The following is a 12,983-nucleotide window of genomic DNA, read 5'->3' as shown; positions in this document are numbered from 1 at the left end:
AATCACCGTGTCCGCGGAGCGTTGGAACGTATGTGGGCTCAGTGATCGCAGACACCCGGTTCTCCGTCCTGGACCGCTCGCGCATCCGTGAGGGGCACGAGGCGTCCGAGGCGCTGCGGGACACCGTGCGGCTGGCGCAGGAGGCCGAGGCGCTCGGCTATCACCGGTTCTGGGTCTCGGAGCACCACGGCGTGCCCGGGGTCGCCGGTTCCGCGCCGACCGTGCTGGCCGCGGCCGTCGCGGCGGCCACCCGCCGTATCCGTGTGGGGACGGGCGGCGTGATGCTGCCCAACCACCGGCCGCTCGTCGTGGCCGAGCAGTTCGGCGTGCTGGAGTCCCTGTTCCCGGGGCGGATCGACATGGGGCTCGGCCGATCCGTCGGCTTCACGGACGGGGTGCGCAGGGCGCTCGGCCGGGACAAGGACGACGCCCACGACTTCGCCGCCCAGATCGCCGAGTTGCTGGACTGGTTCCGCGGCACCTCCCCCACCGGTGTGCACGCACGGCCCGCGGAGGGTCTGACCGTACCGCCGTTCGTGCTGGCCCAGGGCGACGGTGCCGCGATCGCCGCCCGCGCCGGGCTGCCCCTGGCCATCGGCGACCTGCGCGACCGGGAGAAGATGCTGCGCGGGATCGAACGCTATCGGGAGACGTTCCGGCCCTCCGGGTGGGCGCGGGAGCCGTACGTCGTCATCTCGGGCACGATCGCGGTCGCCGACACCCCGGACAACGCCCGCCGCATCCTGGTCCCCGAGGCCTGGTCGACGGCGTTCGCGCGAACCCATGGCACCTTTCCGGCGCTGTCGCCCGCCGAGCGGATCGAGTCCCTGCCGATGAGCGCCAAGGAGCGCGGCTTCTACGAGGCCGGGCTCACCGGTCCCCTCGCGGGCACCGAGGAGTACGTCGTCCAGGAGCTGGAGAGCCTGCTGACGGAGACCGGGGCGCAGGAGGTGCTGGTCACGACGAGTACGTACGACCGCACGGCGCTCGTGGACTCCTACCGCCGCCTGGCCCGCATCGCCCGGCTGGGGGCGGTCTGGGAGTAGTGCCAAGGCCGGGCCCGGCAAGAGCGCGCGGCCCGGGTGTCCGGGACGACGGCCGGCGTCCCCCGGCCGGCTGCACTGCGCAGCTCTGAGCCGACCGGACCAGCACCCCCTGTTACCACTCCCGTGGTCGGCGCCGCCGGGCGCATTGTGCATTCGTATAGGACGGTACGCCAAAGTGTGACATCGGGCGGCTGTTGCGCGGTGCCACGGCGCCATGAGACTGGGCCGAAATCACTGGCCCACCCCTGGAGGTCACCGCAATGGGACCAGCCAGCCCTGAGAGAACCGCCGACCGCGTGGTCGTGTCGCCGCCGGACGGCGGCCACAACGTACTGAACCGCGGGTTCGGGTTCCGCTCCGCACTGTCGCTCGCCTTCGCCGACATCTCGCCGATCGTGGCGCTGTACGCCATCTTCGCGCTGGGCCTGTTCGCCGCCGGCCCGCGCTTCTTCTGGGCGTTCCCCATCGTGCTCGGCGGCCAATTGCTCGTGGCGCTCGTCTTCGGCGAGCTCGCCTCGCGCTGGCCGTACGCCGGCAGCGTCTACCAGTGGGCCCGGCACGCCCGCGGCACGGCCTGGGGCTGGACCGCCGCGTGGGCGTACATCTGGGGCCTCACCCTCACCCTGTCGACGATGGCGTACGCCGCGGCGGGCTTCCTGCTCGAGGTCTTCGGCGTCGCCGCGCCGGGCCGGCTGCAGCTCGCCCTGGTCTCGATGGCCATCATCGGCCTCGGCACCGCGGCGAACATGATCGGCCGCCAGGTCCTCAAGGTGATGATCATCGCGAGCATCCTGTGCGAGATCGTGGGCTCGGTCGGGCTCGGCATCGTGCTGCTGGCCTTCCACCGGGTCAACCCGGTCTCGACCCTCTTCGACGGCCTGCCCCACGCGAACGGCGGCACGCTGAGCACGATGCTCGTCGCGATGGCCTTCGTCGGCTGGGCGTTCCTCGGCTTCGAGTCCGCCGGGTCGATCGCCGAGGAGGTGCAGGATCCGGAGCGCAACGTGCCCAAGGCCATCGTCTTCGGCCTGCTCCTGGTCGGCACGATCGTGATGTTCTCGGCGGTCGCGGTCATCCTCGCCATCCCGGACCTGCCCGCCGTGCTGAACGCGCAGAGCGGTGACCCGGTCTCCGCGACCCTGACCGAGCAGCTCGGCGCCTCGATCGCCAAGCCGCTGCTCATCATGTTCGTGATCGGCTTCGTCTCGGCGTTCCTCGCCGTCCAGTCGGCCGTCTCGCGCGCCGTCTACGGCATGGCCCGCGACGGGGCCCTGCCCGGCGCGGCCTCGCTCGCCAAGCTCGGTGGCCCGGAGCGGATGCCGATCCGCGCGATCGGCCTGACGGCCGTCGTCTCGGCGCTCTTCCTGCTCTTCGCCGGCTCGGACCTCTACAACGTGCTGGTGAACTTCTCCGTGCTGGGCCCCTACATCGCCTTCGCGGTCCCGGTCTTCGCCGCCGTCCTGCTCCGTCTCAGCGGGCGCTGGGTGCCCGGGCCCTTCTCCATGGGCCGCTGGGGCGGGATCGTCACGTACGCCGCCGCGGCGTGGCTGGCCTTCGAGATCCTCAACGTCCTCTGGCCGCGCACGATCGCCGGTCAGCCGTGGTACATCAACTGGAGCATGGTGATCAGCTTGGTCGCACTGGGCATCGTCGGCGTCGCGGTCTACGCGAGCCGCCGCAACCGGATCAGTGAGCCGGTGGGCGAGCGGGAGGTCGTCCGATGAGCGCGCGCGTCGCGGTCGTCACGGGTGCCGCCTCCGGCATCGGCGCGGCCGTGTGCCGGTCGCTGGAGGGGACGGGCTGGACCGTCTGCGGTCTCGACCTGCGTCCCGTCGGGCACCTGAAGCACTCCTACGTATGCGACGTCGCCGACCCGGCGTCGGTGTCCGCCGCCTTCGGCCGGATCGAGGCCGAGGTCGGGCCGGTGGGCGTGCTGGTCACGGCGGCGGGGCACTACGAGCTGGTGCCGGTCGGCGAGATCAGTGAGGAGGCCTGGAACCGGATGATGCACGTCCACGTGGGCGGCCTGCTCAACCCGGTCCGGGCGGTGCTGCCCGGGATGATCGACAGGGGTGAGGGCGCCGTCGTGGCGATCTCCTCCGAGCTCGGCATCGGCGGCACCGAGAGCGAGGCGCACTACTCGGCGGCCAAGGGCGCGATCCTCGGCTTCGTGCGCAGCCTCGGCGCGGAGGTCGCCGAGCACGGCGTCCGCGTCAACGCGGTCGCGCCCGGCCCGACCGACACGCCCCTGCTGCCGGCGGCCCAGCGCACGCCGGAGTACCTGGCGTCCCTGCCGGCGCGGGCCCTCGGCCGGCCCGAGGACATCGCCCAGGCCGTGCAGTTCCTGGTCGACGAGGGCGGGTTCTGCTTCGGCGAAGTGCTTTCCCCCAACATGGGAGCGGTGATCTGATGAACGAGCCGAACGTACGACGTCACCAGGAGGGCCGGGTCGCCGTCGTGACCGGCGCGACCCAGGGGATCGGCCGGGCGATCGCGCTCCGGCTGGCCGCGGAGGGCGCGAAGGTCGGCGTGAACGGCCGGGCCGACACCCCGCAGATGCGCGAGGTGGTCGAGCTGACCGGTGGCTTCCCGGTGGTGGCCGACATGGCAGACCCCGAGGCGGTGCGGACCGCGTTCGCCGCGGTCGAGCGCGAGCAGGGACCGGTCGACGTACTGGTGTGCAATGCGGCGTACATGTCGATGAGCCCGATCCTCGACCAGCCGCTCGACGACTGGTGGCGCAATATCGACACGAACCTGTCAGGCACCTTCCGGTGCGTGCAGGCCGTGCTGCCCGGGATGCGGCGCAAGGGGCGCGGCAACATCGTCGTCATCACCTCCGAGTGGGGGGTCGTCGGCTGGCCGCGCGCCACGGCGTACGCCTCCTCGAAGGCGGGGCTCATCGCGCTCACCAAGTCGCTGGGCCGTGAGCTGGCGCCCGAGAACATCACCGTCAACGCGGTCGCGCCGGGCATCATCGACACGCCCCAGCTGCAGGTGGACGCCGACGACGCCGGCCTGAGCCTGGAGGAGATGCACGCGCAGTACGGCGCCGAGATCCCCGCAGGCAGGATCGGCCGTCCCGAGGAGATCGCCGCCACCGTCGCCCTGCTCTCGCGGCCGGGTCTGACCGCGTTCGTCGGCCAGACCGTCTCGGCCAACGGCGGCAGCACCCGCGCCCGCGCCTGAGCTCCTGCTTCTCTCGATCTGAAGGGACCGTCATGACCACCCCCACCGGCGACGCCACCCAGCCGGCCGCCCCGATCGCCTGGCCGACGGGCTTCCGGGCCGCGGCCAACATCGGCTTCGACCTCGACGCCGAGGACGTCGCCCTCACCATCGACCGTGGCACCCGGGACCGGCTGTCCGTGATGAGCCACCAGGCGTACGGCGCGCTGACCGGCGTACCCCGCGTGCTAGACCTGCTCGACCGGTTCGACCTCAAGGCGACCTTCTTCGCGCCCGGGTACACCGTCGAGCGCTACCCCGACCTGCTCCGGCGGATCCGCGATGCCGGCCACGAGATCGCGCACCACGGGTACATGCACGAGGCGATGGCCGGGCTGTCGTACAAGGAGGAGGCGGCCGTCATCGACCGCGGACTCGAGTCGCTCGACAAGGTGCTCGGCGTCCGGCCCGTGGGATACCGCGCGCCGCTGTGGGAGACGTCGTACTCGACGGCGGAGATCCTGCTCGACCGCGGCTTCCTCTACGACTCCAGCCTGATGGACTCCGACCTTCCCTACGAGCTCGCCGAGCGGCCCGGCGACGGCGCCCGCTCGATCGTCGAGATCCCCGTGTCGTGGGCGCTCGACGACTGGGAGCAGTTCGCCTTCGTCCCCGAGGTCTTCGGCCCCGGCGTCATCGAGGACCCCGCCAAGGCACTGTCGATGTGGACCGGCGAGCTCGCCGAGGCCTACCGCTACGAGTCCTGCTTCACCCTCACCATCCACCCGTTCCTCAGCGGCCGGCTGGGGCGGCTGCGCGCGCTGGAGTCGCTGCTGGAGACGATGGCCGGGTTGCCGGAGCTGTGGGTCACCACGTGCGGGGAGATCGCGGAGCACGTGCGGTCGCTGGACCTGACGCCGCGGGTGTTCCCGCAGCCGGAGGTGGACTGACCAGAGGATCGACGTTCTGCGTACCCCGCCTGCCGGCAGATTCCGCGAACGACTTGGCTGAAGGCCATGCGCGGCGCATCCGCGCGTTCTCGGGCGCTCACCGGCAAGGCGGGTGACCGGAAGGCAGGCGGGTCGAGCGCCGGGGAGTCCACGACGGAGTCGGCGCTCACCGCGAACTTCCCCGGCAAGGGCACCGGCTACCGGACGCGTAAGACCTGGTTCCGCTTCAAGTCGTATTTGATCGCCTGTTTCTCCTCCGGTGGCTGTCCGGGCGCCCCGGTGGTCTCCTCTGTGCGGCACGCACGGCGATCCGGGCTCGGCCCCCAGGACTCTCGTCGCGCGCAAGAACCGCCCGGCGCATCGCGGTCACCTGCTCGTCCGTCGCCTCGCTCAGCACTGATTCGACGGCAGGCTCCTGAAGCTCGGACTCGACGGCGGTCTCGGTCATCTCGCGTCGCTTCCATGATCGTCAGACCCGCCGTCGATGAGACACTCCCCGTTCAGGAGGAGCTGGGATCACGGGATCTCCAGCCGTGGAGGAAAGGGCTTCGGTCCTTTCCGAGGGCTCGCCCTCACATAGCCTTCAGAGCGAGCCACAGCGCGGCCAGATCACCTGTTTCCGCGACCCGTTTCCCGGTCAGCTGCTCGATCCGCCGAATGCGGTAGAGCACCGTCTGCCGGTGAACGTGCAAGGCCTCGGCCGTCCGCTGCCAAGACCTGCCATTTTCGAGGAACACCTGCAAAGTCATCAACAGTTCGCCGGCCTGCCCAGACGGCAGTTCGACAATGCGGCCGAGTACGCGATCGACGAGTGCCCGTGCCTCGACCGGGTTGCGCGGACCGAGCAGGGGATCCGCGTCGGCGTACCGCAGCAGCGGGGTGCCTTGATCCCGCGCGACGTCGAGCGCCCATGTGGCTTCTCGTGCCGCGTCGACCACGCGCTCAGGGCGGACGACCAGGTCGCTGACACCCGTCTGACCGCCCTGCCCGAGAGCCTGCACCCATACCTGCACGGCGTTGTCGGGCAGAAGCGTGAGCGACACGCCGCCGCGGTGCACCGTGACGTGGGGCACGGCCGAGCGCCATAGGTTGAGGTGCGTATTTCTGAGCAGGTCCGTGTCGTCGTCGTTCCGTGCCGCCACGCACACCACCTCCGCGAGCCGCAGGCCCGACTCCTCCAGCTGGCGCTGGGCCACGGACGGTGGCAGCTCTGCGTCGAGGATCTGGAGCAAAAGCTCCGCACCCGTCCTGCGGTCGTGCTCGATGGTCAAGCGGGCCTGGGAAAGCGCCAGCGCACAGACGGTCGCGGCGTGCTGCAGCAGCAGCGCGTCCGGCTGCTCGGTCGGCTCGGGCAGGGCGACGAGGACCGCGTCCGGATGCACCGGCACGTCGACCAGCAGCGCACGGCGGTCTCCGTGGAGACGGACCGCGATGACGCCGGCTCGGAGCTTTCCGCGACGCTCGGCCACAGCGGTGCGGATCTCTTCGGGGAGCGGGGCGACTCCCGGGTACCAGTCGTGGCCGGTCAGCCGGTCGCACACCCGGACGCCGCAGCCGAGCTCGCGGGACAGTGCACTCGCGAGCGTCTTGAGCCCGGAGCTCTGCGAGGAGACCTGCTGGAGCGCCTGGTAGATCCGTTCGGTCCGGATCAGACGCTTGGACTGTTCCAGGAGGGTCGCCTCGGCGACCGCGCGGGAGATCGCGACGAACGGCATGGGGTAGGCGATCCAGAGCACGGGGAAGCCCAGCTCTTCACTCGTCTGCGCCAGCCGCTTGGTCAGCGGCGGGGCATACATCTGCTCGCCGATGGCAAGCGCGGCGGCGCCATGTTCGGCCAGCTGCCGGACCAGCTCCTCCTGGCCGGACGCACTCCGCGGAATCGGCATGCCGTTCGTCATCAGGAGTTCACCGCCGGTCACCCACCGCCACGGCTCAGGCAGGTCGGTCGTGTGCGTCCACGAGACCGGCCGGTCCAGTGCGCCCGCCCCCGAGTGGAGCCGCAGGCGCAGGTGCGGCATCTCGAGCAACTCTCCCACCGTGATCGGCATGGCATCACGGTACGACAGAGCTTGACCGTCTGCATAGCGGCGTTGAGCGAATGTACAAGCGGCCGGGCGAACATTGAGCGCGGTGAGCCTGCACGGCCCCTGCGGCACCGACGTACACCTTGAGGAGTACCTCCGCCCGGCCGTCCCGAGCCAAGGACTTCTGCATGGCTGCTGGATCGAACCTCATTGACGACGCGCCCCTGACGCGCTTCCACACGAAGCTGACCGCCTACTCGTCGGGCGGGCCGTTCATCGACGGATACGCGATCGCGATCATCGGCGTCGCGTTCACCACGCTCACCCCGGCGCTGGACATGACCACCGGCGACAAGGGTCTGGTCGCGGCCTCCAGCCTGATCGGCATCTTCTTCGGCGGGGCGGTCTTCGGATACGTCACCGACAAGATCGGCCGGCACGTCATGTACATCGCCGACCTGGCCGCGCTGGCGTTGTTCTCCGTTCTGTCCGCCTTCGTGACCGAGGTCTGGCAGCTGGTCGTCCTGCGCTTCCTGCTCGGTTCGGCCATCGGTGCCGACTACCCGATCGCCACGTCCCTGCTGGCGGAGTACCTCCCGCGGCGGTACCGCGGCCGGATGCTCGGCGCCACCTTCGTGGTCTGGGCGCTCGGGGCCGCGGCGGCGTACCTCGTGGGCGTTGGTCTTGAGGAACTCGGCGTGAACGCCTGGCGCTTCATGCTCGCCAGCCCCGCCGTGTTCGCCGTCGTGACGCTGTTCCTGCGGCTCGGCACTCCAGAGTCGCCGCGCTGGCTGCTCAGCAAGGGCCGTACCGAGGAGGCCGACCGGTCGATCAAGAAGGTCTTCGGCTCGCGGTACGGCGTGGCGGACCTGGCCGCGGAGCTGGCTGCCGCGAGGACCAGCTACGCCACGGTGTTCCGCAAGCCATACCTCGAGCGCACCCTGTTCGTCGGTATTTTCTGGACCGCCCAGGTGATTCCGCTGTTCGCGCTGTATTCGTTCGCCCCGGACCTGCTGGCGGGCATGGGAATCACCGGCAACGTCGCGGAAATCTTCCTCGCCGCGCTGTTCGTCATCGGCGGCGTCCCCGGGCTGTGGCTGGTCGAGCGGATCGGCCGACGGGCGCTGCTGCTGTGGTCCTTCGGGATCATCGGGATCGCTCTCGGTATCCCCGGGCTGGCGCCGGGAGCGCCGGCCTGGGTCTCCTTCGCCGCGATCTGCGTCTTCGCACTCGCCTCGGGCGGCTCCAGCTTCCTCGAGGTGGTCTACCCCAACGAACTCTTCCCGACCGAGATCCGCGCCACCGCCGTCGGCGTGGGCACCGCGTTGTCCCGCATCGGGGCGGCCGCAGGCACCTACCTGATGCCGTTCGCCCTGGCCAGGAGCCAGAACCTGCCGCTCCTGGTCGGCGCCGTCGTGTCGGTCGTCGGGCTCCTGGCCACGCTGGCCTGGGGCACCGAGACCCGAGGCCGATCGCTGAGCGACACCTGCCTCGGCCGACAACCCTGCTGAGACTCCCGGACCCCGCCTCACCACCACCGCGAACTGACAGGAGACCGTGATGAACCACGACAACCGGCCCACCCCGATCGGCGCCCTCGACGCCACGAAGGTCCCGCGCTTCGCCGGTCTGGGCACCTTCGCCCGGATCCCGGACATCGGCTCGGTCAGCGACTACGACATCGCGGTCCTGGGCGTGCCGTTCGACGGGGGCACGTCGTACCGGCCGGGCGCCCGCTTCGGACCGATGGGCGTCCGTCAGGCCTCCCGTCACCTGCGCCCGAAGTTCCACGTCGAGCTCGACACCGCGCCACTGGAAGCACTCCAGGTCGTCGACGCCGGCGACGTTCCCTGTACGCCGTTCAGCATCGACGAGGCGGTCGCCCAGATCGAGGGCTACGCCCGCGACATCGCGGGCCGGTCCGACCGGCGCATCGTGAGCATCGGCGGAGACCACACCATCGCGCTGCCCATGTTGCGCGCGGCCAAGGACAAGTACGGCCCGATCGCGCTGGTCCACTTCGACGCGCACCTCGACACCTGGGACACCTACTTCAACGCTCCGATCACGCACGGCACGGTGTTCCGCCGGGCCTTCGAAGAGGGCCTGCTCGCCGAGGACAAGTCCATACACCTGGGCATCCGCGGACCGATCTACGACCAGATGGACCTGGTGAACGACAAGGCGTTCGGCTTCCGGGCGATCCGTGCCGGGGACCTCGACGTGATCGGGATCGACGGGGCGGTGGACGCCGTACGACGACGCGTGGGCGACGCACCGGTGTACATCTCCATCGACATCGACGTGCTCGACCCCGCATTCGCACCGGGAACGGGAACGCCGGAGATGGGCGGGTTCAACAGCCGAGAGCTGCTTCGCCTGCTGCGCAGCCTCGACGGACTCGACATCGTCGGCGGGGACGTGGTCGAAGTCGCTCCTGCCTACGACCACGCCGAGATCACCTGCGTCGCCGCCGCCACCGTGGTGTTCGACCTGGTCACGCTCATGACGAAGCACCGCGTGGCCAGTCCCGTGCTCCCGGCATCGGAGCACGCCTGATTCCGGACGTGATCGACGGTCACCAGGGTCGTCAGGGTGCCGACCCGCCCTGACGGCGCCTCCACCCGGCCTTGCGGTCCGGCTCGACAACTCAACACAAACGCTGCTCGAACCGGAGCGGGAGAGCCCTCGCCCAGTCCTGGCGAGGCGCCGAAGGAGCAACTCTCCCCAGAATCTCTCAGGCACAAGTACCGCTCCGGTGAAGCGACTCTGGAAAGACGGGACGTCAACGTCCTGCGCCCACGGTGCAAACCGCCGGACCCGGTGGTGAAGCTCTCAGGTACCGATGACAGAGCGGGGAGGTCACCCGTCCACGGCGCCGCGTCCGCGGCGCCCCCCATCAGGGAGCCTCCCGCCATGACCTCACCCGGATCCTCCGCGTCCGGCGAGTTCGCCGCCCGTCACATCGGTGTCGGCGACGCCGACCGCGCCAAGATGCTCGCCGACGTCGGCTACCCGACACTGACCGAGCTGATCGACGCCGCTGTCCCGAGCGGCATCCGGAGCACCTCCGACCTGAACCTGCCCGCCGCCGCCACCGAGGCCGAGGCGCGCGCCGAGCTGCACGAGCTCGCCCGTAGGAACACCGTCGCCGTCCCGATGATCGGCCTCGGCTACCACCCGACCATCACACCCGCGGTGATCCGGCGCAACGTGCTGGAGGATCCGGCGTGGTACACCGCCTACACGCCGTACCAGCCGGAGATCAGCCAGGGCAGACTCGAGGCGCTGATCAACTTCCAGACCATGGTCGGCGATCTCACGGGACTGCCGACGGCCAACGCGTCCCTGCTCGACGAGGGTACGGCGGTCGCCGAGGCGGTCACGGTCATGCGCCGTGTCGCCGGCGAGAAGAGGTCCACCCGCGTCCTGGTCGACCGCGACACCCTGCCGCAGACCCTCGACGTCCTGCGCACGCGTGCCGACGCGGTCGGTGTCGAGGTCGTCGAGATCGATGTCGCCGAGCCGCTGCCGGAGGACGACTTCTTCGGGGTGGTGCTGTCCTACCCCGGCTGCTCGGGCGCGGTCCGCGACCTGCGCGAGGTGACCGCTGCGGCACGGGCGCGCGGGGCGCTGGTCACGGTCGCCGCCGACCTGCTGGCGCTCACCCTGCTCGTGCCGCCGGGCGAGTTCGGCGCCGACATCGTCGTGGGATCGTCCCAGCGCTTCGGTGTCCCCTTGTTCTACGGCGGGCCGCACGCCGGCTACATCGCGGTCCGCGAAGGGCTGACACGCCATCTGCCCGGCCGGCTCGTGGGCGTGTCCATGGACGACGCCGGCCGGCCGGCGTACCGCCTCGCCCTGCAGACCCGCGAGCAGCACATCCGGCGCGACAGGGCGACTTCGAACATCTGCACGGCGCAGGTGCTGCTGGCCGTGGTCGCGTCGATGTACGCCGTCTACCACGGCTCCGACGGTCTGGCCGAGATCGCCCGACGGACGCACCGGCACGCCACGCTCATCGCTGCGGGTCTACGGGCGAGCGGGATCACGGTGGTGCACCGCGCGTTCTTCGACACTCTGCTGGTGCGGGTCCCCGGCCGGGCCGAGGAGGTCGTCGCGGCAGCGCACGGCAAGGGTCTGCGGCTGCGGCTGGTGGACGAGGACCATGTCGGCGTCTCCTGCTCCGAGGTCACGACGCAGGAGCACGTCCGCCTCGTGCTCGACGCCTTCGGCCGGGCCGGCGACGGCGACCTGGACGGGCCGGCAACCGGCGCTTCGGCAGCACTTCCGTCGGGGCTGCGTCGTACCTCCCCTTTCCTCACCCACCCGGTCTTCCACCAGCACCGTTCCGAGACCGCGATGCTGCGCTACCTGCGCAAGCTGTCCGACCGTGACTTCGCGCTGGACCGCGGCATGATCCCGCTCGGGTCCTGCACGATGAAGCTCAACGCGACCACGGAGATGGAACCGGTCAGCTGGCCCGCCTTCGCGGACCTGCACCCGTTCGCCCCCCTCACGGACGCGACCGGGTACCTGACCCTGATCGAGCAGCTCGAGACATGGCTGGCCGAGGTCACCGGTTACGCCAAGGTCTCCATCCAGCCGAACGCCGGATCGCAGGGCGAGCTCGCGGGCCTGCTCGCGATCCGTTCCTATCACCGGAGCAACGGCCAGTCCGGGCGCGACGTGTGCCTGATCCCGGCGAGCGCGCACGGTACCAACGCGGCCTCCGCGGTCATGGCCGGGATGCGCGTCGTCGTGGTGGCGTCACGGCCAGACGGCACGGTCGACCTCGCCGACCTCGCGGCCAAGTGCGCGAAGCACGCCGAGGACCTGGCCGCGATCATGGTGACCTACCCCTCGACACACGGTGTCTACGAAGAGAGCATCACCCGGCTGTGCGAGCTGGTTCACGAGCACGGCGGACAGGTGTACGTCGACGGTGCCAACCTCAACGCGCTGCTCGGGGTCGCCAAGCCGGGTGAGTTCGGTGGCGACGTGTCCCACCTCAACCTGCACAAGACGTTCTGCATCCCGCACGGCGGCGGCGGGCCGGGCGTCGGCCCGGTCGCGGTGGCCGAGCACCTCGCACCGTACCTGCCCACCCACCCGCTGCACCCCGACACCGGCCGCCGCGGCGGGACCGGGTCGGTGAGCGCCGCACCGTTCGGCAGTGCCGGCATCCTGCCGATCCCGTGGGCCTACATCCGGATGATGGGCGCGGAGGGGCTGACCGAGGCCACCAAGACGGCCGTGCTGAGCGCCAACTACGTGGCCCGTCGGCTCGCGCCGCACTTCCCCGTCCTGTACTCCGGGGAGGCCGGCCTCGTCGCGCACGAGTGCATCCTCGACGTACGCCCGATCACCGCCGCCACGGGTGTGACGGTCGACGACATCGCCAAGCGGCTCATCGACTACGGCTTCCACGCGCCGACGACGAGTTTCCCGGTCGCCGGCACGCTGATGGTCGAGCCGACGGAGAGTGAGAGCCTTCAGGAGCTGGACCGCTTCTGCGAGGCGATGATCGCGATCCGCGCCGAGATCGACCTGGTGCACCAGGGCGCCTGGACCCTCGAGGGGAGCCCGCTGCGACGGGCGCCGCACACCGCGGCCGCGATCGCCGGTCAGTGGACCCGGGCCTACTCGCGCGAGCGGGCCGTCTTTCCGGCGGGCGTCACGCCCGACAAGTACTGGCCGCCGGTCGGCCGGATCGACCAGGCGCACGGCGACCGGAACCTGGTCTGCGCCTGCCCGCCCCCCGAGTCGTTCGAGTCGTGATCCGACCGGTCACG

9 protein-coding genes and 1 riboswitch are annotated in these 12,983 nt (G+C 70.6%); of the genes, 8 read left to right on the top strand and 1 reads right to left on the bottom strand.

The features are described 5' to 3' along the window. Window positions 1-32: 32 nt before the first annotated feature. From ACWD5Q_RS10120 to ACWD5Q_RS10100, 5 genes are all read left to right on the top strand, one after another. On the top strand, window positions 33-1,046 hold the full coding sequence (locus ACWD5Q_RS10120; RefSeq protein WP_451426552.1) for an LLM class flavin-dependent oxidoreductase: 1,014 nt from the start codon (window positions 33-35) through the stop codon (window positions 1,044-1,046). Between the two features lie 260 nt (window positions 1,047-1,306). Beyond that, entirely contained in the window at window positions 1,307-2,770 is a 1,464-nt protein-coding gene (locus ACWD5Q_RS10115) for an APC family permease (protein WP_451426551.1), read from the top strand. After that, window positions 2,767-3,456: an SDR family NAD(P)-dependent oxidoreductase gene (locus tag ACWD5Q_RS10110; protein ID WP_451426550.1), complete on the top strand. Its 690-nt coding sequence runs from the start codon at window positions 2,767-2,769 to the stop codon at window positions 3,454-3,456. The genes ACWD5Q_RS10115 and ACWD5Q_RS10110 overlap by 4 nt, the downstream gene beginning before the upstream one ends. Further along, window positions 3,456-4,235: an SDR family NAD(P)-dependent oxidoreductase gene (locus ACWD5Q_RS10105; protein ID WP_451426549.1), complete on the top strand. Its 780-nt coding sequence runs from the start codon at window positions 3,456-3,458 to the stop codon at window positions 4,233-4,235. Before ACWD5Q_RS10110 ends, ACWD5Q_RS10105 begins: the two co-directional genes overlap by 1 nt. A 32-nt stretch (window positions 4,236-4,267) precedes the next feature. Further along, window positions 4,268-5,164: a polysaccharide deacetylase family protein gene (locus ACWD5Q_RS10100; protein WP_451426548.1), complete on the top strand. Its 897-nt coding sequence runs from the start codon at window positions 4,268-4,270 to the stop codon at window positions 5,162-5,164. Window positions 5,165-5,736: 572 nt separating this feature from the next. Here the strand turns inward: ACWD5Q_RS10100 and ACWD5Q_RS10095 are convergent. After that, window positions 5,737-7,320 (bottom strand): PucR family transcriptional regulator ligand-binding domain-containing protein, encoded by a 1,584-nt coding sequence (locus ACWD5Q_RS10095; RefSeq protein WP_451426547.1) that lies wholly within the window; start codon window positions 7,318-7,320, stop codon window positions 5,737-5,739. Window positions 7,321-7,376: 56 nt separating this feature from the next. Between ACWD5Q_RS10095 and ACWD5Q_RS10090 the strand changes: the two genes are divergently transcribed. From ACWD5Q_RS10090 to gcvP, 3 genes are all read left to right on the top strand, one after another. Further along, window positions 7,377-8,699 (top strand): MFS transporter, encoded by a 1,323-nt coding sequence (locus ACWD5Q_RS10090; protein WP_451426546.1) that lies wholly within the window; start codon window positions 7,377-7,379, stop codon window positions 8,697-8,699. A 49-nt stretch (window positions 8,700-8,748) separates the two neighbouring features. Further along, window positions 8,749-9,747: an agmatinase gene (gene speB, locus ACWD5Q_RS10085; protein WP_451426545.1), complete on the top strand. Its 999-nt coding sequence runs from the start codon at window positions 8,749-8,751 to the stop codon at window positions 9,745-9,747. A gap of 108 nt (window positions 9,748-9,855) precedes the next feature. Then, window positions 9,856-9,951: riboswitch (glycine riboswitch) on the top strand. Between the two features lie 153 nt (window positions 9,952-10,104). Continuing rightward, complete coding sequence (gene gcvP, locus ACWD5Q_RS10080) at window positions 10,105-12,969, top strand: aminomethyl-transferring glycine dehydrogenase (protein WP_451426544.1); 2,865 nt, start codon at window positions 10,105-10,107, stop codon at window positions 12,967-12,969. The last annotated feature ends 14 nt before the right edge of the window (window positions 12,970-12,983 follow it).

It is taken from the genome of Streptomyces sp. NPDC002513, from assembly GCF_053595355.1.
Note: the sequence above shows the minus strand (reverse complement) of the source record. Positions and strands in the feature narration are given on the sequence as shown.